This is a genomic window from Stenotrophomonas thermophila (assembly GCF_001499715.1).
In the GTDB taxonomy this organism is placed as follows: Bacteria; Pseudomonadota; Gammaproteobacteria; order Xanthomonadales; family Xanthomonadaceae; genus Stenotrophomonas; species Stenotrophomonas hibiscicola.
Genome location: NZ_CVIW01000012.1, coordinates 225976 through 247565, shown reverse-complemented (window position 1 = coordinate 247565; position 21590 = coordinate 225976). Strand labels below are relative to the sequence as shown.

The 21590-nt window shown below is 66.7% G+C and carries 17 protein-coding genes and 1 riboswitch; of the genes, 11 read left to right on the top strand and 6 right to left on the bottom strand.

Annotated elements, in window-relative coordinates:
• Nucleotides 1-84: 84 nt before the first annotated feature.
• Both ftsZ and lpxC read left to right on the top strand, forming a co-directional pair.
• Entirely contained in the window at nt 85-1320 is a 1236-nt protein-coding gene (gene ftsZ, locus BN1263_RS07885) for a cell division protein FtsZ (protein ID WP_058980418.1), read from the top strand.
• A 171-nt stretch (nt 1321-1491) separates the two neighbouring features.
• On the top strand, nt 1492-2403 hold the full coding sequence (gene lpxC, locus BN1263_RS07880; RefSeq protein ID WP_019661076.1) for a UDP-3-O-acyl-N-acetylglucosamine deacetylase: 912 nt from the start codon (nt 1492-1494) through the stop codon (nt 2401-2403).
• Nucleotides 2404-2685: 282 nt separating this feature from the next.
• Here the strand turns inward: lpxC and BN1263_RS07875 are convergent, their stop codons facing one another.
• Nucleotides 2686-3135 carry a DciA family protein gene (locus BN1263_RS07875; protein WP_058980417.1) on the bottom strand — a complete coding sequence of 150 codons (450 nt, stop codon included), beginning with the start codon at nt 3133-3135 and terminating at the stop codon, nt 2686-2688.
• Between the two features lie 12 nt (nt 3136-3147).
• On the opposite strand from BN1263_RS07875, the gene BN1263_RS07870 reads away from it, so the two are divergent.
• From BN1263_RS07870 to BN1263_RS07860, 3 genes are all read left to right on the top strand, one after another.
• A complete protein-coding gene (locus tag BN1263_RS07870) occupies nt 3148-4104 on the top strand; it encodes a M23 family metallopeptidase (RefSeq protein ID WP_019661077.1) in 957 nt (318 codons plus the stop codon).
• A gap of 277 nt (nt 4105-4381) precedes the next feature.
• The gene (gene secA / locus BN1263_RS07865; protein ID WP_058980416.1) at nt 4382-7114 is read left to right on the top strand and encodes a preprotein translocase subunit SecA; all 2733 of its coding nucleotides are present in this window, start codon (nt 4382-4384) and stop codon (nt 7112-7114) included.
• 102 nt (nt 7115-7216) lie between these two features.
• Nucleotides 7217-8173, top strand: coding sequence for a Nudix family hydrolase (locus BN1263_RS07860; RefSeq protein WP_058980415.1), 957 nt, complete (start codon nt 7217-7219; stop codon nt 8171-8173).
• Nucleotides 8174-8260: 87 nt separating this feature from the next.
• Here the strand turns inward: BN1263_RS07860 and BN1263_RS07855 are convergent, their stop codons facing one another.
• Together BN1263_RS07855 and metF are read right to left on the bottom strand one after the other, a co-directional pair.
• The gene (locus BN1263_RS07855) at nt 8261-8845 is read right to left on the bottom strand and encodes a DUF4124 domain-containing protein (RefSeq protein WP_058980414.1); all 585 of its coding nucleotides are present in this window, start codon (nt 8843-8845) and stop codon (nt 8261-8263) included.
• A 40-nt stretch (nt 8846-8885) separates the two neighbouring features.
• Nucleotides 8886-9713: a methylenetetrahydrofolate reductase [NAD(P)H] gene (gene metF / locus BN1263_RS07850; RefSeq protein ID WP_058980413.1), complete on the bottom strand. Its 828-nt coding sequence runs from the start codon at nt 9711-9713 to the stop codon at nt 8886-8888.
• A gap of 203 nt (nt 9714-9916) precedes the next feature.
• Here metF and BN1263_RS07845 point away from each other — a divergent pair, with 203 nt between their 5' ends.
• From BN1263_RS07845 to BN1263_RS07830, 4 genes are read left to right on the top strand one after another with little or no spacing between them, the layout of a single operon-like run.
• Nucleotides 9917-10843, top strand: coding sequence for an alpha/beta fold hydrolase (locus BN1263_RS07845; RefSeq protein WP_058980412.1), 927 nt, complete (start codon nt 9917-9919; stop codon nt 10841-10843).
• A 24-nt stretch (nt 10844-10867) separates the two neighbouring features.
• Nucleotides 10868-11917 (top strand): sensor histidine kinase, encoded by a 1050-nt coding sequence (locus BN1263_RS07840; RefSeq protein ID WP_058980411.1) that lies wholly within the window; start codon nt 10868-10870, stop codon nt 11915-11917.
• A complete protein-coding gene (locus BN1263_RS07835; RefSeq protein ID WP_058980410.1) occupies nt 11914-12645 on the top strand; it encodes a LytR/AlgR family response regulator transcription factor in 732 nt (243 codons plus the stop codon). Before BN1263_RS07840 ends, BN1263_RS07835 begins: the two co-directional genes overlap by 4 nt.
• Nucleotides 12646-12696: 51 nt before the next feature.
• A complete protein-coding gene (locus BN1263_RS07830; RefSeq protein WP_058980409.1) occupies nt 12697-13254 on the top strand; it encodes a DUF3228 family protein in 558 nt (185 codons plus the stop codon).
• 75 nt (nt 13255-13329) lie between these two features.
• Here BN1263_RS07830 and BN1263_RS07825 read toward each other — a convergent pair whose 3' ends face one another.
• From BN1263_RS07825 to ahcY, 3 genes are all read right to left on the bottom strand, one after another.
• Nucleotides 13330-13815, bottom strand: a complete 486-nt coding sequence (locus BN1263_RS07825) for a hypothetical protein (RefSeq protein ID WP_058980408.1) — start codon at nt 13813-13815, stop codon at nt 13330-13332.
• Entirely contained in the window at nt 13815-14288 is a 474-nt protein-coding gene (gene ybaK / locus BN1263_RS07820; protein WP_058980481.1) for a Cys-tRNA(Pro) deacylase, read from the bottom strand. Before ybaK ends, BN1263_RS07825 begins: the two co-directional genes overlap by 1 nt.
• Nucleotides 14289-14489: 201 nt before the next feature.
• The gene (ahcY, locus tag BN1263_RS07815; RefSeq protein ID WP_033834449.1) at nt 14490-15935 is read right to left on the bottom strand and encodes an adenosylhomocysteinase; all 1446 of its coding nucleotides are present in this window, start codon (nt 15933-15935) and stop codon (nt 14490-14492) included.
• A gap of 36 nt (nt 15936-15971) precedes the next feature.
• A riboswitch (S-adenosyl-L-homocysteine riboswitch) is annotated at nt 15972-16055 on the bottom strand.
• Nucleotides 16056-16175: 120 nt separating this feature from the next.
• Here ahcY and BN1263_RS07810 point away from each other — a divergent pair.
• On the top strand, nt 16176-18692 hold the full coding sequence (locus BN1263_RS07810) for a S9 family peptidase (RefSeq protein ID WP_058980407.1): 2517 nt from the start codon (nt 16176-16178) through the stop codon (nt 18690-18692).
• A 172-nt stretch (nt 18693-18864) separates the two neighbouring features.
• The gene (ppc, locus tag BN1263_RS07805; RefSeq protein WP_058980406.1) at nt 18865-21576 is read left to right on the top strand and encodes a phosphoenolpyruvate carboxylase; all 2712 of its coding nucleotides are present in this window, start codon (nt 18865-18867) and stop codon (nt 21574-21576) included.
• Nucleotides 21577-21590: the final 14 nt, after the last annotated feature.

The following is a 21590-nucleotide window of genomic DNA, read 5'->3' as shown; positions in this document are numbered from 1 at the left end:
CAGCCGCAACGGCAACATGACACGCGAAGGCAGGAGGCCCGACCGTCCATGCCACCGACAAGCGGATACAACGAGGACACGGACATGGCGCATTTTGAACTGATCGAAAAGATGGCACCCAATGCGGTGATCAAGGTGGTTGGCGTGGGCGGCGGCGGCGGCAATGCCGTGGCGCACATGGTCAACTCGGCGGTGGACGGCGTGGAATTCATCACCGCCAACACCGACTCGCAGGCCATCAAGAATTGTGGTGCCAAGCTGCAGCTGCAGCTGGGTACCAACGTGACCAAGGGCCTGGGCGCAGGCGCGAACCCGGAAGTCGGCCGCCAGGCCGCGCTGGAAGACCGTGAGCGCATCATGGACGCGCTGCAGGGCGCGGACATGGTGTTCATCACCGCCGGCATGGGCGGCGGCACCGGCACCGGCGCTGCGCCGGTGGTGGCACAGCTGGCCAAGGAAATGGGCATCCTGACCGTGGCCGTGGTCACCAAGCCGTTCCCGTTCGAAGGCCGTCGCCGCATGCAGGTGGCGCTGAAGGGCATCGAGGAACTGAGCCAGCACTGCGACTCGCTGATCACCATCCCGAACGAGAAGCTGATCACCGTGCTGGGTCGCAACGCGACCATGATCCAGGCCTTCCGCGCCGCCAACGACGTGCTGCAGGGCGCCGTGCAGGGCATCGCCGACCTGATCGTGCGTCCGGGCCTGATCAACGTCGACTTCGCCGACGTGCGTACCGTCATGTCCGAAATGGGCCTGGCGATGATGGGCACCGGCACCGCCCGTGGCGATGACCGCGCCCAGGCCGCCGCCGAAGCCGCCATCCAGAACCCGCTGCTGGACGATGTGAACCTGGCCGGTGCCAACGGCATCCTGGTCAACATCACCGCCGGCGCCGACTTCACCATGGCCGAGTTCGACGAGATCGGCCGCACCATCGATGGCTTCGCTTCCGAAGACGCCACCGTGGTGGTCGGTACCGTGCTGGATCCGGACATGCAGGACGAAGTGCGCGTGACCGTGGTCGCTACCGGCCTGAACCGTGTTTCGGCCAGCAAGACCCAGCGTCCGGGCGAGCGTGCGCCGATCAAGCTGGTCCGCAATGCCACGACCGGCCAGCCGGAGTTCGGCGACTTCGACAACGGTGGCGACGCCGTGTCCAAGGCCGTCGGCGGCATGGGCCTGGGCCTGCGTCGCGCCAGCAGCGATACCGCGGCCGCTTCGGCCCCGTCGGCGCCGTCCTCCTCGGCCCCGGCTGCGGCGGAACTGCCGAACGACTACCTGGACATCCCGGCGTTCCTGCGCCGCCAGGCGGACTGAGCGGGGCGGCCCGGGGTTGTCCTCCCCGGGTAGCGCCACCATGTCCTGAAAACGCGGGCGCCGGGCCAGGATGGGCCCGGCCGCCCTGCTTCACGCGCGTCCTGCCGGCGTTTCAGCCGGGGTAGGGGAGCGTGCGTGTTAATCTAATGTGTCACTTCCGGTCCATCCCCCATGATCCAGCAACGCACCCTCAAGAACACGATCCGCGCCACCGGCGTTGGCCTGCACAGCGGCGACAAGGTCTACATGACCCTGCGCCCGGCACCGGTCAACCATGGCATCGTGTTCCGCCGCGTGGACCTGGACCCGGTGGTGGAAGTGCCGGCCAAGGCCGAGCTGGTCACCGAAGTGACCCTGTGCACCGGCCTGACCTGCAACGACGCCAAGATCCAGACCGTCGAACACCTGATGTCGGCGCTGGCTGGCCTGGGCGTGGACAACATCATCGTCGAACTGTCCTCGGCCGAGCTGCCGATCATGGACGGTTCGGCCGGCCCGTTCGTGTTCCTGCTGCAGTCGGCAGGCATCGTGGAACAGGATGCGCCCAAGCGCTTCATCCGCGTGCTGAAGACCGTGGAAGTGACCGAGGGCGACAAGGTGGCCCGCTTCACCCCGTACGAGGGTTACAAGCTGGGCTTCACCATCCAGTTCGACCACCCGATGATCCCGGCCAAGCAGTCGCGCCAGGAAATCGAGTTCTCGACGCTGGCCTACACCAAGGAAATCTCCCGCGCGCGCACCTTCGGTTTCATGCGCGACCTGGAATACATGCGCGAGCGCAACCTGGGCCTGGGCGGTTCGATGGACAACGCCATCGTGCTGGACGAGTTCCGCGTGCTCAACGAAGACGGCCTGCGCTACGCCGACGAATTCGTGCGCCACAAGATCCTCGATGCGATCGGCGACCTCTACCTGGCCGGTGGCCAGGTGCTGGGCGCTTACGAGGGCTTCAAATCCGGCCACGCGCTCAACAACAAGCTGGTGCGGGCGCTGATGGCCGACGCCACTGCCTGGGAATGGGTCAGCTTTGACTCGCCTGCCACCCCGGGTCCGGTCGAATACGCCACTCCGGCCTATGCCTGATTCCGTAGGCCGTTGAATTTAAAGATAAAAACGCCGCCACCCAAGGCGGCGTTGTTGTTTCCGGCGAAGACGACGCATTCAGTGCGCTTGAAAAGGCATCAAGGCCGGTTCGAGGTCACGGTTTTGTGAACCTGTTGGATCCGGAGCCTGAATTTAACGCTGTTTTAACAACAATCTAACGACAGGCCCTTGGATGGCCGCTAGGATGCGACCCGGCCCCCGAAATGTTTCACGCCGTGGTGACACGCGCGACGGGGAGCGGAGCCGGATGCTCCGTTGCCATCATGTTCGTTTCTTCGGTTTGGAAGGAACGTCCTGCAGGCAAGCCAAGGCGTCGCGTAGCCCTTTGTGCGTGGCGGCTGAAACTGCGTGGGGTCCATTCCGGTTGTCGAGCGCTGGGGAGCGCGTGGGAGTGGGAGACGCAGTCTTGATGGTCACCTTGGTGGCCTTCAGCCCGATGGAACGGGCCGCGTCGAGCAACTGGGCTTCGGCAAGCCGCAACTTGGCATGCCAGACCGGGGATTCGACGAGAAAAACGAGGTGTTCCCCGTCCACATTGGCCAGCCGGCAGCGGCTGCGCAGAGGGGGCGGCAACTGGGGGCGCAACTGTCGGTCCAGCGCGTCGAGCCACAGGGCACGCCGCAGCGGGTTCCCGCTTTTGTCCGCCATTACCGCATCCAGCGCCGGTTTCGGTGCCGACGCGGGGCGAACGCTGGATTTCGGCTCAGACATGAAAACTCACTGATGGCATTCAAAAAGATCGTAATCAAAACGCGTGAAGGACAGGCCAAATCGTCGCCGATCACGCGTTTGCGGTTCTATTTCGAGGACCGCCCCCGCGCCCTGCTGGGCAGCGTGCTCGGGGTAGGCTGCATTATCGGCCTTGCTGGCGGCATTGGCGTCAGCGCGCTGAATGATTCCCGGCTGCAGGCCAAGGTCGAGCGCCAGGATGCGGAGCTGGCCAAGGTCAAGCGCGATGCGCAGACCCAGGTCAACGCGCTGGCGGCACGCCTCGGCGAGCTGCAGGCGCAGGCTACCCGCCTGAACGCCCTTGGCGAACGGCTGACCCAGATGGGCAAGCTGGAAGACGGCGAGTTCGACTTCAACGAGACGCCTGGCCTCGGTGACGGCGATGCCGGCGGCCCGACCAGCGACATCCCGGTCAAGGACGTCAACGCCGACTTACAGGTGCTGGAGCAGCGTTTCGCTGCTTCAGGCCGCCAGTTGTCGGTGATGGAATCGCTGATGTTCGACCACCAGCTGCAGCAGAACGCCGTGCCGTCGCGCATGCCGATCCGCAACAGCTACGTGACCTCCGGCTTCGGCACCCGTGCCGACCCGTTCGGCCGCGGTGCCGCCACCCACAAGGGCATGGACTTCCACGCCAAGGTCGGTGACCCGGTGATGGCCGTGGCCGAAGGCGTGGTCAGCTTCGCCGGCGTGAAGGGCGGCTACGGCAACGTGGTCGATGTCGACCACGGTAATGGCTACGTCACCCGCTACGCGCACAATTCGCGCCTGGTGGTGAAGGCCGGTGACCTGGTCCGTGCCGGTCAGGAAGTGGCCAAGGCCGGTTCCACCGGTCGTTCGACCGGCGCCCACGTGCACTTCGAGGTGTGGGAGAACGGCAACGTGGTCAACCCGCGCAAGTTCCTCGGCGACGGCGGCAACACGCCGGTCGGCCGCGTCAGCCGCGGCTGATCCCGGGTCGTATCCCTTCCGCGCCGCGGGAGGGCTCTGACCCGATGCGGTTGATCTGGTAGTGCCGGCCGCTGGCCGGCAATCCGCGACGCTGCCGAAGATCATGAGGTTGCCGGCCAGCAGCCGGCACTACCCCTCGGGGTTGAAACCTCAGCCGCCCGTCCCAAGCTACAATGGGTGTTGCCATCGACAGGGCGCCAGGCGCCCTGTTTCGTTTGCGGCGGACGGATCCCAAGGGGGAGGCCGGGCGTCGTGTCCATCCAACCCGGTTCCTTCAATGATCAACAGCCTGCTTACCCGCGTATTTGGCAGTCGTAACGAACGACAGCTGCGCCAGCTCAACCGCATCGTCGCCAAGATCAATGCGCTGGAGCCGGAGATCGAGAAGCTTTCCGACGAGCAGCTTCAGGCCAAGACGCCGGAGTTCAAGCAGCGCATCGCCGATGGTGAAGCCCTGGACAAGGTGCTGCCGGAAGCCTTCGCGGTGTGCCGCGAAGCCGGCCGCCGCGTGCTGGGCATGCGCCATTACGATGTGCAGCTGATCGGCGGCATGGTGCTTCACCTGGGCAAGATCGCAGAAATGCGTACCGGTGAAGGCAAGACCCTGGTGGCGACCCTGCCGGTGTACCTCAACGCGCTGGAAGGCAAGGGCGTGCACGTGGTCACCGTGAACGACTACCTGGCCCGCCGCGACGCCGCGCAGATGGGCAAGCTGTACAACTGGCTGGGCCTGAGCGTGGGCGTGGTGTATCCGGGCATGCCGCACAGCGACAAGCGCGAAGCCTACGCTGCGGATATCACCTACGGCACCAACAACGAATTCGGTTTCGACTACCTGCGCGACAACATGGCGCTGTCCAAGGCCGACCGCTACCAGCGCGGCCTGCACTACGCCATCGTCGACGAAGTCGACTCCATCCTGATCGACGAAGCGCGTACCCCGCTGATCATCTCGGGCCCGGCCGACGATTCCCCGGAGCTGTATATCCGTGTCAACCGCGTCGTGCCGCACCTGGTCAAGCAGGAGAGCGAGGACGGCGAAGGTGATTTCTGGGTCGATGAGAAGGGCAAGCAGGTGCACCTGTCCGAAGCGGGCATGGAGCACGCCGAGCAGCTGTTGGTGGAAGCCGGCATCCTCAACGGCGAAACCGAAGGCCTGTACGCGGCGCAGAACCTGACCGTGGTCCACCATCTCAACGCCGCCCTGCGCGCGCACGCGATCTACCAGCGTGACGTGGACTACATCGTGCGCGACGGCGAAGTGGTCATCGTCGACGAGTTCACCGGTCGTACCCTGGCCGGCCGCCGCTGGTCCGATGGCCTGCACCAGGCGGTGGAAGCGAAGGAAGGCGTGCCGGTCCAGCGCGAGAACCAGACGCTGGCGAGCATCACCTTCCAGAACCTGTTCCGCATGTACAAGAAGCTGTCCGGCATGACCGGCACGGCCGATACCGAAGCCTTCGAGTTCCAGAGCATCTACGGCCTGGAAGTGGTGGTGATCCCGACCAACCGCCCGACCATCCGCAAGGACAGCCCGGACCAGGTGTTCCTCAACCGCAAGGGCAAGTTCAATGCGGTGCTGGCCGACATCGAAGAATGCGCCAAGCGCGGCCAGCCGGTGCTGGTCGGTACCACCTCGATTGAAACTTCCGAAATGCTGTCCGAGCACCTGAGCAAGGCCGGCGTGAAGCACGAAGTGCTCAATGCCAAGCAGCACGACCGCGAAGCGACCATCGTCGCCAACGCCGGCCGTCCGGGCGCGGTGACCATCGCCACCAACATGGCCGGCCGTGGTACCGACATCGTGCTGGGCGGTTCGTTGGAAGCAGAGCTCCACGCGCTGGGCGAGGACGCGACCGACGAGCAGAAAGCCGCAGTCAAGGCCGACTGGCAGAAGCGCCACGAGGCAGTGAAGGCGGCGGGCGGCCTGCACATCGTCGGCACCGAGCGCCATGAGTCGCGCCGTATCGACAACCAGTTGCGTGGCCGTTCGGGCCGCCAGGGTGACCCGGGTTCGTCCCGCTTCTACCTGTCGCTGGAAGACAACCTGATGCGTATCTTCGCCTCCGACTGGGTGCAGAAGGCCATGCGCATGATGGGCATGAAGGAAGACGACGTCATCGAAGACCGCCTGGTCAGCCGCCAGATCGAGAAGGCGCAGCGCAAGGTCGAGGCCCACAACTTCGACATCCGCAAGAACCTGCTGGACTTCGACGATGTCAACAACGACCAGCGCAAGGTGATCTACGCCCAGCGCGACGAGCTGCTGGACGCCGAATCGGTGAAGGACAACGTCGACGGCATCCGCGACGACGTGATCTTCGACGTGGTGGCCCGCTTCGTGCCGCCGAACTCGATCGACGAGCAGTGGGACCTGCGAGGCCTGGAAGCGACCCTCGAGTCGGACTTCGGCCTGCAGATGTCGCTGACCGACCTGGTCAAGGAACACGAGGAGCTGGACGCCGAAGCGATTGCCACCAAGGTGCAGGAACGAGTGAATCAGCACTTTGCCGAGAAGGAAGCCGGCGTGGGCGAAGAAACCATGCGCGCGCTGGAGAAGCACGTGATGCTGACCGTGCTGGACCAGAGCTGGAAGGAGCACTTGGCGCGCATGGATTACCTGCGCCAGGGCATCTACCTGCGTGGTTACGCGCAGAAGCAGCCCAAGCAGGAATACAAGAAGGAAGCCTTCGAGCTGTTCTCGGACATGCTGGAAAACGTCAAGCGCGAAGTGGTGACCCTGCTGTCGCGCGTGCGCATCCGCAGCGACGAGGAAGTGCAGGCGCTGGAAGCGGCCGAGCGCCAGCAGGCCGAAGCCCGCCTGAGCCAGTCGCAGTTCCAGCACCAGGACGTGGGCGGCTACAGCGCCGACGAGGAAGCCGCGCAGGTGCAGGCTGCCCAGCAGGGCGTGGCGCAGATGCAGCGCGACGAGCCGAAGATCGGCCGCAACGATCCGTGCCCGTGCGGCAGTGGCAAGAAGTACAAGCACTGCCACGGCCAGCTGAGCTGATGCCGAAGAGCCCCGCGAAAGCGGGGCTTTTCGTTTGTGGCAGGGGAGTTGCAGCGGATCCGTGATTGCGCCGGCCGCCCTGTTCTGGGCATGCTTCCCCCCATGCCTTCCCCCACCCGATCGATCCATGTCGTGGCCGCCGTCATCACCGACGCCCGTGGCCGCGTGCTGCTCAACCGCCGTACCGAGAACCGCGACATGGCCGGCCTGTGGGAGTTTCCCGGCGGCAAACGCGAATCCGGCGAGACCTCCGAACAGGCGCTGGTGCGCGAGCTGCGCGAGGAACTGGGCATCGAGGCCGATGTCGGCGAGTGGCTGATGGATGTGCCGCAGCGCTATCCGGACAAGCACCTGACCCTGGAGGTGCGCCACGTGCGCAGCTGGAAAGGGACACCGCGTGGGCGGGAGGGCCAGGCGATCACCTGGGTGGCGCCGGACAAGCTGGGCCGCTATTCAATGCCGCCGGCAGACCTGCCGGTGGTGGCCGCCCTGCGCCAGCCCGACAGCTACCTGATCACCCCGGCGCCGGCCGATGATGAGGGCGGCGTGCAGCAGTGGCATGAACAGCTGCAGCGCGTGGTGGCTGCGGGCCAGCAGCGCATCCAACTGCGGTTGCCGACGGCCCATCCGCAGCGGCAGGCGATGGTCGAGCAGGTCGTGCGTGCGCATCGCCGCAGCGGCGTGCAATGGTTGCTCAACCGCGATATCGAACTGGCGCGTGCGTTGGGCGTGGGCGTGCACCTGGGCAGCGAACAGCTGCTGCAGCTGTCGCAGCGCCCGCTAGCCCAAGGCCAGCTGGTGGCTGCATCCTGCCACGACCTGCAGCAACTGCAGGCGGCACAGCAGTTGGGCTGCGACTTCGCCGTGCTGGGCCCGGTGCAGGCCACGCCCAGCCATCCAGATGCCGTGCCGCTGGGTTGGGATGCCTTCGCCGCGGTGCGCGCGCAGGTGTCACTGCCCATCTATGCGCTGGGCGGCATGGGCCGCAGTCACATTGCCGAAGCGCGCCGCCATGGCGGCCAGGGCATCGCCGCCATTCGCGGGCTGTGGCTGGCGTAAAGCCGCGTCGGTCGCCGGGCATCGCCCGGCGCTACCCTGTGGAATGGAAGCAGTAGATCCACGCCATGCGTGGATGGATGCCCGCGATCACAACGTGATCCAGAAACACCCGTACTGCCGCCGTAATCCCACCACCGTCGAGGCACGCGCCACGCTGCCTGGCAGGGTCTGCTCCAGGCGCAGGCCGACCGGATGGCGAACAGCCGTCGGCTCAGGGGCGGATCCCTGCGCAGCAGGGCCCTGGCCCTCGTCAGTCACTGCGTCCTGGCCCTGTCCTGGATACACCGGCACGACGTCCACCAGCGGCCGCCGCACCAGCGATTCCAGTTGACCGAGGATTCGCTGCGCGCCCGCATCGGAGACCGCGCCCCACAGGTACAGCGAGGACAGCCGGTTCACATCATTGCTGACGATGCCATTGCGCAATGCGTCCACCAGTTCACTCAGCCGCCGCGGGCAGCGTGCCCCCAGGGTATCGCGCTGCAGGATGTTGCCGCTGGGCGCAGGCGGTGGCACCCGCGACCGCGCACCCACACTGTCGCAGGGTCGGTCGGTATACACGCTTTGGCCCTGCGCATCGGTGCAGCGGTTCAGGCGCGTGGACTGTGCGTGGGCGACGCTCGACAGCACGCACAGCGGCAGCAGCAACAGCAGGAAGGAAAGCCGGATCATGCCCGCAGGGTAACGCCGATCATGCTCGCGCGGCGTGCTTTCAGCCCTGCAGCAGCCTCAGCACCGAGGTGGTCGGCTTGGCCAGGTTCAGCGTGTAGAAGTGCAGGCCGGGCGCGCCGCCTTCGATCAGGCGCTGGCACAGCCGGGCCACCACTTCCGTGCCGAAGGCACGCACCGACTCCGCATCATCGCCATAGGCCTGCATCTTGCGACTGATCCAGCGCGGAATCTCCGCACCACACTGTTCGGAGAAGCGGCGCAGCTGGCTGAAGTTGGCGATCGGCATGATGCCCGGCGTGATCGGCACCTGCACGCCCAGCCGCCGCACTTCATCGACGAAATGGAAGTACGCGTCCGGATTGAAGAAATACTGGGTGATGGCGGCATCGGCACCGGCATCGATCTTGGCCTTGAAGTGCTTCAGGTCAGCCAGTGAATCGGAGGCCTGCGGATGCGTCTCCGGATACGCGCCCACTTCGATGTGGAACGCATCGCCGTGTTCGGCGCGGATGAAGGCGATCAGTTCGGCGGCATAGCGCATGTCGCCGGGAAAGCCCATGCCCGAGGGCAGGTCGCCACGCAGTGCGACCAGGCGGCGGCAGCCGATGGCGCGGTACAGCTTGAGCAGCTCGCGGATCTCCTGGCGGGTGCCGCCCACGCATGACAGGTGCGGCGCGGCATCGAAGCCATGGTGCTGGTTGAGATGGCGCACGGTCTCGGAGGTGTAGCTCAGGGTCGAGCCACCGGCGCCGAAGGTGCAGGACACGTACTCGGGGCCGTAGTCCTTCAGCTTGGTCGCAGCACGGTCCAGCTGGCTGCGCTGTTCGTCGGTCTTGGGCGGATAGAACTCGAAGCTGATGGCGGTCATGGCGCGGATGGCGGTGGTCGGTGCGAAGCAGTATATCTCTTCATCAAGATGGATTCTTGAAGATTGCGTGAGAGCCCGCCGTCCCCGGCCCGCGACCGTTCGCCCCGCCGTGCGGCCGCTGCTCCGAAATCGCAACCGGGGTGCCTCCGCCAGGCCCACGCTGCTCCCATCCCGGCACCACCCACCCAATGAAGGAGCAGACGATGAAGATCTTCCTGGCACTCTGGTACGCAATGAAGGCCCTGGCCCGGCTGGCGATGATCGGCATGGCGATGGCCGTGCTCGGTTCCGGCTCGGCGCATGCGGCGGCCGCCACCGGCACCGGCAAGGTGCAGATCGAGGTGGTCGGCAAGGGCCGTCCGCTGCTGATGATCCCCGGCCTGAACAGCAGCGCCGAGGTCTGGCGCGAGACCTGCCTGGCGCTGAAGGACGTGCAGTGCCACCTGGTGCAGCTGCCGGGCTTTGCCGACGCCGCGCCTGCCGACCCGCGCCCGGCCGAATTCCTGACGGCGATGCGCGGGCAGCTGCTGGCCTACCTGCACGACCAACAGCTGGGCCCGGTGGTGGTGATCGGCCACAGTCTTGGCGGCCTGCTGGGGCTGCAGGTGGCGCAGGCCGAGCCGAAGGCGGTCAGCGCACTGGTGGTGGTCGATGCATTGCCGTTCCTGCCGGCCGCGCGTGACCCGAACGCCACCGCAGGCAGCGTGCGGCCGATGGCCGACCAGCTGCGCAAGGGCATGCTGGCCGCTGATGCCGCGCAATGGCAGGCGCAGTTGAAGGCGGGCCTGCCAGGCATGACCCGCGATCCGCAGCGGCAGGCCGAACTGGGCCGCTGGGGCGAAAGCAGTGACCGCCAAACCACCGCCGATGCCATGCATGCGGTGATGACCACTGACCTGCGCGACAGCATCGCCTCGATCACCGCACCGACACTGGTGCTGGGCAGCTGGGCCGGCTACCAGCCGATGGGCGGCACCGAGGACAGCACGCGCGCGGTGTTCCAGGCGCAGTACGCGAAACTGCAGGGCGTGCAGATCGCGATGAGCGCGCAGGGTTTCCACTTCCTGATGTGGGATGATCCGCGCTGGCTGCAGGAGCAGGTGCAGCGTTTCCTCGCCGCGCACCCCTGACCCTTGTCCTCGCCGAGAGCCCGCATGGACGCCACCACCTCATCCCGCCGTTTCTGGACGCTCAATGCATTGGCATGGGCGGGTTATGCGATGTACGGGCTGTGGGCGGGGATGCGGATCGGCGGCGGCGTGGTGTTCAGCGGCATCGTGTTGATCACCGTCAGCGTGGCCGCCTGCCTGTGGCTGTGCAGCGGCATGCTGCGCGCGGTGGCGCTGCGCCAGCGCTGGTGGGAGGGGAGCCTGGGCAGCCTGGTGTTGAAATTGGCCGCCGGTGTGGTGGCCGGTGCCAGCGGCGCACAGGCGATGACGGCGGCGTTGCTGCTGCCGGCGCTGGCACTGGGCTGGGTGCAGCTGCCCGGTGGCCACGCGGATTACCGATGGTCTTCGCTGCTGGTGTACTGGATGAACACCGCGCTGTTCCTGCTGATGTGGACCGGCCTATGGGCCGGCCTGCACGGTCTGCGCCGGGCGCGCCACAGTGAACTGGCCCGGCTGCGAGCCGAAGCCGAGCGCAGCGCGCTGGAGCGCGATGCACTGCGTGCACGGCTCAACCCGCATTTCATGTTCAATGCGCTGAACAACCTGCGTGCGCTGATCCTGGAAGACCCGGAGCGTGCGCGCGACATGGTCACCCGCCTGTCGCGCACGCTGCGCCAGGCGCTGGCACACAACCGTAGCGAGCAGGTCACCCTGGCCGAGGAACTGGTGGTAGTGGACGACTACCTGGCCATCGAGGCAGTCCACTTCGAACAGCGCCTGCAGGTAAGCCAGCACATTGATGCCGATGCCATGCAGGCACAGCTGCCGGCGATGGCGCTGCAGCTGCTGGTGGAGAATGCGATCAAGCATGGCATCGCCAGCCGCCCGGGCGGCGGTGAGGTGCAGATCCGTGCCACGCTGGACAATGACGTGCTGCGCCTGCAGGTGGACAATCCGCTGGGCAGCGCCAACGAGCCCACCCATGGCCATGGGGTTGGCCTTGCCTACCTGCGTGCGCAGCTCGGCACGCAGGGGAGTTTCATGCTGCAGCCGGTCGGCGACCGCATGCAGGCCCTGCTGGAGATTCCGCAATGAGTGGCGTGCTGCGTGTGTTGATCGTTGATGATGCACGGCTGGCGCGGCAGGAGCTGCGCACGCTGTTGTCGGCGCTGCCATGGGTGCAGTGCGTGGGCGAGGCCGACGATGTGCCCGCTGCACGCGAGGCGATCGCCACACTGGCGCCAGACCTGGTGCTGCTGGATGTGCAGATGCCCTCCGGCAGCGGCTTCGATGTGCTGGATGGGCTGGAGACGGTGCCGGCGGTGGTCTTCGTTACCGCCTACGACACCTACGCGGTGCGCGCGTTCCAGGCCAACGCGCTGGACTATCTGGTGAAGCCGGTCGAGGCGCCGCGCTTGCTGGAAGCGTTGCAGCGGGCGCGCCAGCGCGAGGTGGTGGCGGGCGAGACGCCGGAGCCGCGCAGCACGCTGGGCGCGCAGGACCAGGTGTTCGTGCGCGAGGGCGAACGCTGCTGGTTCGTCGCGGTCTCGGAGATCCGTCGGCTGGTGGTGGATGGCAACTACACACGGCTATGGTTCCGCGACCAGAACGCCCTGCTGACCCGCAGCCTGAGCGCGCTGGAAGCACGCCTGCCGCAGGATCTGTTCTTTCGCGCCAACCGCAACACCCTGGTCAACCTGCGCCGTATTCGTGGCGTGACGCCCAGCATTGCAGATGGCTACGACCTGACGCTGGACGACGGCAGCGAGGTGGAGGTATCGCGGCGGCAGGCGCGTGAACTGCGTGAGCGGATGGCGTTGTAGGGGCTGCCAGCGGTTACCCTGTGCAGCAGAACTCCCGATCACACCTGCGCCATGTCCATCGTCCTCACCGATTTCGCCCGTCCCCGCCTGTTCCCGCGCGTGCCGCGCGGCAACACCATCCAGGACTGCACTGCCGAGCAGTTCGAGGCACATCTCAATGCGCAGGCGCCGCTGAAGGTGCTCGACGGCTACGCCCCGTTCTGCAAGCTGTTCGTCTACGAGAACTGGACCAGCACGCGCTGCCTGGCGGTGCCGGTCACCGAGGCCAACCGCCACCTGCTGCGCAGTGGTTACGAAGCGCGCAACCGCGAGGAATTGCCGGTGCTGGTGCGTTGGTTCGAGGGCGTGGAATCGCCGCGTGCGAACTACCTGGTGGTGATCCTGTACAGCGCCGAGCAGCTGGCCAGGGAAGGTTCGCCGATCGAGGCCGACTGGGGCATCGTCGGCTGCATCTACACCGCCGAACCGGAAGAGGTGCCAATGGCGCCGATCACGATGATGCGCAATGCGCTGGGCGTGGAGGAGGGCGGCTCCGGCGTGCCGCTGGACCGTGAGGCGTACCGGCGTTCTGTCGAGTTCTGGGAGAACAACGCGAACTGGCGGCCGTGAGCAATATTTGCCATCCACGCATCGCGTGAATGTGCGGACCGCAGTAGAGCCACGCCATGCGTGGCTGCTTGGCCTTCAGGCAGCTTTCCATTCCCACCACGGGTAATGGTACTCGCGGTCGATGGCCTGCCAATGCTGGCCGCATTGCGTGCAGGCAACGGTGTGGCAATCGCCCCAACCATCCTCGGCCTCCTGCAACGAGAGCAACTGCATCTGCCCTTGTTCGATCAGGCGACGCGGATCGAAGAACGGGTAGCCGGGGTTGAGCGCACACAGGCATCCCTTACGCGCCTGCCAGTAGCGTAGCCGTTGCAGGCCCGCCTTGAGGTGTGCCTGGTTGCTGATCAGCATGCCGCCCAGGGCGATGCCCTCGCAGCTGCGTTCGATCAGGTCGACATGCGTGGCCAACGCGTCCAACGATGAGGCACTGAACAGCCGTGCGACGCTACGTGCGGCATCGGTGATGCGCGTTGCGTCGCGCGACAGCAGGTCCTGCAACAGCCCATCGGCCTGTATATCGTCGAGACGGGGTATCCGCGCTGCAGACCAGGGCCAGCGCATCAGCGAGACTTGCCGATGGCAGCGTAGTGGCCGGCGGTGAGGCGCAGCAGGTCAGCCGGCGCCAGTTCCACTTCCAGGCCGCGGCGACCGGCGCTGACATGCAGCGCGGGCAATGCCTGAGCGCTGGCATCCAGGAAGGTGCGCAGGCGCTTCTTCTGCCCGAGCGGGCTGATGCCACCGACCAGGTAACCAGTCGTGCGCTGTGCGGCGTCGGCGGCGGCCATCTCGCATTTCTTGCAGCCGGCCGCTTCGGCCAGAGCCTTCAGGTTCAGCTGGCCGGCCACCGGTACGATCGCCACCAGCAGTTCGTGTGTCTCGGTGCTGGCCAGCAGGGTCTTGAACACCTGGGCCGGATCGAGGCCAAGCTTGTCGACGGCTTCGCCGCCGTACGATTCGGCGTGGGCGTCGTGCACGTAGCTGCGCACGGTGTGGGCGATCTTCTCGCGCTTGAGCAGGTTGATGGCCGGGGTCATGTAGGCATCGTAGCGCGCGCTGGTCGCGTTGCCTTGACCGAGGCTACTGCCGGAGAGCATCCATGCATGGCGTGGATCTACCGTGGGGACTGGATGCGGGGTGTACGGCCACACGCAAATGCAGAACGGGCGCCCGAAGGCGCCCGTTCCGTGTGTCGCATGCACCGGTAGTGCCGGCCGCTGGCCGGCACCCCGCAGGCATCAGTAGCGGTAGTGGTCCGGCTTGAACGGGCCTTCCACCGGCACGCCGATGTAGTCGGCCTGTTCCTGGCTCAGGGTGGTCAGCTTCACGCCGATCTTTTCCAGGTGCAGGCGCGCCACTTCCTCGTCCAGCTTCTTCGGCAGCAGGTACACCTTCTTCTCGTAGCTGTCCTTGTTCGCCCACAGGTCGATCTGCGCCAGGGTCTGGTTGGCGAAGCTGTTGGACATCACGAAGCTCGGGTGGCCGGTGGCGCAGCCCAGGTTCACCAGGCGGCCTTCGGCCAGCAGGAAGATCGCGTTGCCGTTCGGGAAGATGTACTTGTCCACCTGCGGCTTGATGTTGACGTGCTTGATACCCGGGTAGGACACCAGTGCGTCGACCTGGATCTCGTTGTCGAAGTGGCCGATGTTGCAGACGATGGCCTGGTCCTTCATCGCGCTCAGGTGCTCGATGCGGATGATGTCGCGGTTGCCGGTGGTGGTGACGTACAGGTCGGCACGGCCCAGGGTCGATTCGATGGTGTTGACTTCATAGCCTTCCATCGCCGCCTGCAGGGCGCAGATCGGGTCGATCTCGGTGACGATCACGCGCGCACCGTAGGCACGCAGCGAGGCAGCGCAGCCCTTGCCGACGTCGCCGTAGCCGCAGACCACGGCCACCTTGCCGGCCAGCATCACGTCCATCGCGCGCTTCAGGCCGTCGGCCAGCGACTCGCGGCAGCCGTACAGGTTGTCGAACTTGCTCTTGGTGACCGAGTCGTTGACGTTGATCGCCGGGATCAGCAGGGTGCCGGCCTGGGCCAGCTGGTACAGGCGGTGCACGCCGGTGGTGGTCTCCTCGGAGACACCCTTCCAGTCCTTGACCACGCGGCCCCAGTAACCGGGGCGCTCCTTGGCCACGCGCTTGAGCAGGTTCTTGATGACCTGTTCTTCGTGCGAGGCGGAGGCGGTGTTGACCCAGTCGCTGCCGTTTTCCAGCTCGTAGCCCTTGTGGATCAGCAGGGTCACGTCACCGCCGTCGTCCACCACCAGCTCCGGGCCGGTCAGGGTGCCATCGGCCAGGGTGAAGGTCAGCGCGTCCAGGGTGCAGTCCCAGTACTCTTCCAGGGTCTCGCCCTTCCAGGCGAACACCGGGGTGCCGGTGGCGGCGATCGCCGCGGCAGCGTGGTCCTGGGTCGAGAAGATGTTGCACGAGGCCCAGCGCACGTCGGCGCCGATGTCCTTCAGGGTCTCGATCAGCACGGCGGTCTGGATGGTCATGTGCAGCGAGCCGGTCACGCGCACGCCCTTCAGCGGCAGCTCGGCCTGGTACTTGCGGCGGATCGACATCAGGCCCGGCATTTCGTGCTCGGCGATGTCCAGTTCCTTGCGGCCCCAGTCGGCCAGCGTGATATCGCGGATCTTGTAGTCACCTTCGGTGGAGAAGGTCTTGGCAACAGCGTTCATTCGTGTGCTCCGGTTGTGGACGAGCGGGTGCTCGCATCTAGCCGGGCGCCGTTGTTACAAAGCCACCTTACCGAGCCTGGCCGGGCCTCGTGGGATCCGGTCGCAGCGCCCCTCGGCAGGGGAGAACCCCCATTATATCGCGGCCCCGGCATGACATCGGCATGACCCAACCATCGGCAGATGGGGCCGCGTGCACGGCCTGTTAAGGTCGGTGTTTTCACGCATCACACAGGTGGAACGATGAGCATGCACGCGCGCCGCACACGGCGCTGGACCGGCCTGGTCCTGTCGATGGGGCTGCTGGCGGTGGCCCCGCTGGCCTGGGCGGCCGCCTCGCAGCCAGCTCCGGCGCAGGCGCAGGGCGTCAATGGCTACGAACTGCCATCGGCCGCACTGCAGGCAGTGGTCGACGCCCCGCGCGCGCCGTCGCTGTTCCTGTCGCCGCGCCGCGACGTGGCCGCGATGATGCAGATGCCGTCGCTGCCTTCGATCCAGGTGGTGGCGCAGCCGGAGCTGAAGCTGGCTGGCCTGCGCATCAACCCGCGCACGTTCTCCGACAGCCGCTTCAGCTTCGGCGAGAAGCTGTGGCTGATGAACGTGGCCGACGGCAGGGAGCGGCAGATCAGCGGCCTGCCGGCCAAGCTGTCGATCGCCAGTGTGATGTGGTCGCCGGACCAGAAATGGCTGGCCTTCAACCAGGTCGATGCTGCCAGTGGCGCCAATGAACTGTGGCTGGTGGACGTGGCCGGCGGCAGCGCCCGCCGCCTGGTTGCCGGCCTGAACACGGTGATCGGCAGCGGCTACCAGTGGCTGCCGGACAGCCGCGGTCTGGTGGTGTTCACCCGCCCGGCCAACCTCGGTGCGGCCCCGCCCGCCGATGGCATTCCGACCGGCCCGGCCGTGCAGCAGACCAGCCAGGGCGGCGGCGTGGTGTCGATCCGTACCTACCAGGACCTGCTGAAGAACGAGGCCGACGCACGCCAGTTCGACTACTACGCCACTACCCAGCCAATGGAAGTCGGCCTGGATGGCAGCACCCGCGCGATCGGCGCGGCCGGCATCTTCATGGGCTTCTCGGTGTCGCCGGATGGCCGCTTCGTGCTGCGCCAGCCGGTGCAGCGCCCGTACTCCTACGTGGTGCCGGTGAGCAGTTTCCCGCGCCGCATTGAAGTGATCGACCGTGCCAGCGGCAAGCTGGTGCACACCGTGGCCGTGCGCCCGCTGGTGGAAGGCCTGCCGACCGGCAACGATGCCGAAGTGACCGGCGTGCGCGACATCAGCTGGCGCGGTGATGCCGACGCCACCCTGGTCTGGGCCGAAGTGCAGGACGGCGGCGACCCGAACAGGGACGCCAAGGTGCGCGATGCGGTGCTGATGCAGGCCGCGCCGTTCGACAAACCGCCGGTCACCCTGGCCCAGCTTGGCAGCCGCCTGGCCGGCATCAGCTGGGGCCGCGGTGACCTGGCCCTGCTGACCGAATCGTGGTGGAAGACCCGCAGGACCAAGACCTGGCTGATCGCCCCGGACAACGCCGGTGCCGAGCCGCGCCTGCTGTGGGATCGTGACGCGCAGGACCGCTATGCCGATCCGGGCCGGCCGCTGCTGACCAGTGACGAGCGGGGTCGTTCGCTGCTGCAGACCAGCCCCGATGGCAGCAGCCTGTACCTGGCCGGTGCCGGTGCTTCGCCGGAAGGCGACCGTCCGTTCGTGGACCGCTTCGACATCGCCACGGGCAAGGCAACGCGCCTGTTCCACTCGCAGGCGCCGAGCTATTCGCTGCCGGTGGCGTTGCTGGACGACCAGGCCAGCTCGCTGCTGCTGAGCCGCGAGAGCCCGGATGAGCCGGCCAACTTCTACGTGCAGTCGCTGGCCGATGCCGGTACTGCACCGCGCGCGCTGACCCATTTCGCGCACCCGCTGCCGCAGTTGAAGGGCGTGCAGAAGGAGCAGATCCGCTACAAGCGCAAGGATGGGGTCGACCTGACCGCGACCCTGCTGCTGCCGCCGGGCTACGACCCCAAGCGCGACGGCCCGCGCCCGCTGCTGATGTGGGCCTACCCGGGTGAGTTCAAGAGCGCGGCGGCGGCCAGCCAGGTGACCGATTCGCCGTACCGCTTCAATGCGGTCAGCTACTGGGGCCCGCAGGCGTTCCTGGCCAAGGGCTATGTGGTGCTGGCCAGCCCGTCGATGCCGATCATCGGTGAGGGCGACAAGGAGCCGAACGACACCTACATCGAACAGCTGGTGGCCAACGCGCAGGCAGCGGTGGATGAGGTGGTGCGTCGTGGCGTGACCGATCGCGATCACATCGCCATCGGCGGCCATTCCTACGGTGCGTTCATGACCGCCAACCTGCTGGCACACACCCGCCTGTTCAAGGCCGGCATCGCGCGCAGCGGTGCCTACAACCGCACGCTTACTCCGTTCGGTTTCCAGGCCGAGGAGCGCAACTACTGGCAGGCGCAGGACGTCTACCAGAAGATGGCGCCGTTCAATTACGCCGACAGGATCAAGGATCCGATCCTGTTCATCCACGGCGTGGACGACAACAACTCCGGCACCTTCCCGATCCAGAGCGAGCGCATGTTCGCCGCGGTGAAGGGCCTGGGCGGCACCGCGCGGCTGGTGATGCTGCCCAACGAATCGCATGCCTACCGCGCACGCGAATCGATCATGACCATGCTGGCCGAGAGCGAGCGCTGGCTGGAGCAGACCATTGGCCCGGCCGAGCAGGGCAAGGCGAAGAAGAAGCGCTGACCGGACCCGGTAGTGCCGGCCGCTGGCCGGCAACCTCATGGACTCACGCAAGCTGAGGTTGCCGGCCAGCGGCCGGCACTACCAGATGAAACCATTTTTGCGTCGCAGCACGCTGCCCGTTCTGGTTTAGGCTTGGGGTCTGGATCCGTTGACCGAGGCCTGTGCGTCGCCGATGAACGAGTACCGCAGCAGCATCGAGTTTGCTTCTCCCGATCTTCCGCTTCGCGATGACGTGCGCCGGCTCGGCGCACTGGTCGGTGACCTGCTGGTCGAGCAGGTATCAGCGGCTTTCCTCGACGAGGTCGAGGACGTGCGCACCCGCGCCATCGCCCGCCGCGAGAACCAGGCACCACTGTCGGAGCTGGTCGAAGGGCTGGCCGGGCGCACGCCGCAGCAGGCCGAGACCATGGTGCGGGCCTTCAGCACCTACTTCCAGGTGGTCAATATTGCCGAGCGCGTACATCGCATCCGCCGCCGCCGTGACTACCAGCGTGCCGGTACCGCAGGGGCGCAGCCTGACGGCCTGCAGGATGCGCTGCAGCAGCTGAAGGCGCAGGGCGTGACGCTGGACGAGCTGGCGCAATGGCTGCCGCGCATCGATATCGAACCGGTGTTTACCGCGCACCCGACCGAAGCGGTGCGCCGCGCGCTGCTGGAGAAAGAGCAGCTGATGGTGGCCAGCCTGGTCGACAACCTCGACGGCCAGCGCACGCCGGGGGAAGCGGCCGCCGATGCTGCGCGCTTCCGCATGGCGCTGACCGCGTCGTGGCAGACCACTGACTCTTCGCCGGTGCGGCCCACTGTCGATGACGAGCGCGAGCACGTCGGCTTCTATCTGGTGCAGGTGCTGTACCGCGTGATTCCGGTGCTGTACGAATCTCTGCAGCAGGCGCTGCGCGATACCTATGGTGAAGAGCTGCCACTGCCGCGCCTGCTGCGCTTCGGTACGTGGGTGGGCGGGGACATGGACGGCAACCCGAACGTGGATGCCCACACCATCCGCAGTACGCTGGATGCGCAGCGGCAGGCGGTACTGGCGCGCTACCAGAAGGAACTGCTGCAGCTGGCCAGCCTGCTCAGCCAGTCCACCGAGCGGGTGGGCGTGAGCGATGCGCTGCAGGCGCGCGTGGCGCACTACCAGCAGCTGCTGCCGCAGGTGCAGTCGCGCCCGCGCCATGCCGACATGCCCTACCGCCTGCTCAACGATCGCATGCGCGCGCGCCTGCAGGCCACGCTGGAAGACGGCGAGGGCGCTTACGCCGGCCCGGATGAACTGATCGACGACCTGCAGCTGATCCTCGACAGCCTGCGCGCGAACCGCGGCGAGCATGCCGGTGGCTTCGCCGTACAACGCCTGCTGTGGCGGGTGAAGACGTTCGGCTTCCATCTGGCGCGGTTGGACGTGCGCCAGGAATCGAGCGTGCATGCGCGCGCGCTGGCGGCGGTGCTGGGCGGCGACCCGGCGTGGGAGGGCCTGGATGCATTGGGCCGCGCGCGCCTGCTGGCACCGCATGCCAGCGGTGAGGTGCCGTTGCCGGAAGGCGACGACGAAGGCAACCGGCGGCTCGACGCCGTGTTCGCTGCATTGGCCGATGCCCGTGCGCGGCATGGCGGGGATGCACTGGGCAGCTACATCATCTCGATGGCACACGACCGCAGCGACGTGCTGGCGGTGCTGGCGCTGGCACGCCGTGGCGGCCTGGTGGAAGAGAACGGGTCAGTACCGCTGGATATCGCGCCGCTGTTCGAGACGGTGGATGACCTCAAGCGCGGTACGGCGACCCTGCAAGACCTGCTGGCCGACCCGGTGTACCGCGCGCACCTGCGTGCACGCGATGATGTTCAGATGGTGATGCTGGGCTATTCGGACAGCAGCAAGGATGGTGGCATTGCTGCTTCGCGTTGGGGCCTGCAGCGCGCGCAGGTGGAACTGCTGGAGGTGGCGGCCGAGGCCGGCATCCGCCTGACCTTCTTCCATGGCCGGGGCGGCTCGATCAGCCGTGGTGGTGGCAAGACCACCCACGCCGTGGATGCGTCGCCACGCGGCAGCATCGATGGCCGCCTGCGGGTGACCGAGCAGGGCGAGGTGATCCATCGCAAGTACGGCATCCGCGCGCTGGCCCTGCGCTCGCTGGAACAGGCCACCGGTGCAGTGCTGCGCGCCAGCCTGCGCCCGCGTGCCGCCGAGCCGCGCGAGGATGCGTGGCGGCCGGTGATGGACGCGGTGTCATCGGCCAGCAGCGAGGTGTATCGCGCCTTCGTTGGCCAGGCCGGCTTCATGGACTACTTCCGTACCGCCACACCCATCGACGTGATCGAGCGGATGACGCTGGGCTCGCGTCCTTCGCGCCGGCTCGGCCAGGATGCGGCACTGGGCAACCTGCGTGCGATTCCCTGGGTGTTTGCCTGGAGCCAAGCGCGTGCCGTCATTCCCGGCTGGTACGGCGTGGGCAGCGGCCTGCAGGCGGCGGTGGACGCTGGCCATGAAGAGACCCTGCGCGAAATGGCGCGTGACTGGCCGTTCTTCCGCACCTTCCTGGACGACATCGCGATGGTGCTGTCCAAGGGCGATATCACCATCGCCGAGCAGTTCTCGCTGTTGTCTGGCGACCTGCACGGGCGCTTCTTCCCGCAGGTACAGCGCGAACTGGAACTTACCCGGCACTGGCTGCTGGCGCTGATGGACCAGAAGACGCTGCTGGACCATGATGCGCGGCTGGCGCTGTCGATCCGCCTGCGCAATCCCTACGTCGATCCGATCAGCGTGCTGCAGGTGGATCTGCTGCAGCGCTGGCGGGGCAGCGGGCGCGAGGATGACGAGCTGCTGCGCGCGCTGGTGGCGTGCGTGAACGGCGTTTCGCAGGGGGTGCAGAACACGGGTTGAAATGCATCCGCCGG

Coding starts and splice junctions, on each gene's coding strand:
- ftsZ (WP_058980418.1), top strand. CDS start 85: ATGGCGCATTTTGAACTGATCGAAAAGATGGCACCCAATGCGGTGATC.
- lpxC (WP_019661076.1), top strand. CDS start 1,492: ATGATCCAGCAACGCACCCTCAAGAACACGATCCGCGCCACCGGCGTT.
- BN1263_RS07875 (WP_058980417.1), bottom strand. CDS start 3,135: ATGTCTGAGCCGAAATCCAGCGTTCGCCCCGCGTCGGCACCGAAACCG.
- BN1263_RS07870 (WP_019661077.1), top strand. CDS start 3,148: ATGGCATTCAAAAAGATCGTAATCAAAACGCGTGAAGGACAGGCCAAA.
- secA (WP_058980416.1), top strand. CDS start 4,382: ATGATCAACAGCCTGCTTACCCGCGTATTTGGCAGTCGTAACGAACGA.
- BN1263_RS07860 (WP_058980415.1), top strand. CDS start 7,217: ATGCCTTCCCCCACCCGATCGATCCATGTCGTGGCCGCCGTCATCACC.
- BN1263_RS07855 (WP_058980414.1), bottom strand. CDS start 8,845: ATGATCCGGCTTTCCTTCCTGCTGTTGCTGCTGCCGCTGTGCGTGCTG.
- metF (WP_058980413.1), bottom strand. CDS start 9,713: ATGACCGCCATCAGCTTCGAGTTCTATCCGCCCAAGACCGACGAACAG.
- BN1263_RS07845 (WP_058980412.1), top strand. CDS start 9,917: ATGAAGATCTTCCTGGCACTCTGGTACGCAATGAAGGCCCTGGCCCGG.
- BN1263_RS07840 (WP_058980411.1), top strand. CDS start 10,868: ATGGACGCCACCACCTCATCCCGCCGTTTCTGGACGCTCAATGCATTG.
- BN1263_RS07835 (WP_058980410.1), top strand. CDS start 11,914: ATGAGTGGCGTGCTGCGTGTGTTGATCGTTGATGATGCACGGCTGGCG.
- BN1263_RS07830 (WP_058980409.1), top strand. CDS start 12,697: ATGTCCATCGTCCTCACCGATTTCGCCCGTCCCCGCCTGTTCCCGCGC.
- BN1263_RS07825 (WP_058980408.1), bottom strand. CDS start 13,815: ATGCGCTGGCCCTGGTCTGCAGCGCGGATACCCCGTCTCGACGATATA.
- ybaK (WP_058980481.1), bottom strand. CDS start 14,288: ATGACCCCGGCCATCAACCTGCTCAAGCGCGAGAAGATCGCCCACACC.
- ahcY (WP_033834449.1), bottom strand. CDS start 15,935: ATGAACGCTGTTGCCAAGACCTTCTCCACCGAAGGTGACTACAAGATC.
- BN1263_RS07810 (WP_058980407.1), top strand. CDS start 16,176: ATGAGCATGCACGCGCGCCGCACACGGCGCTGGACCGGCCTGGTCCTG.
- ppc (WP_058980406.1), top strand. CDS start 18,865: ATGAACGAGTACCGCAGCAGCATCGAGTTTGCTTCTCCCGATCTTCCG.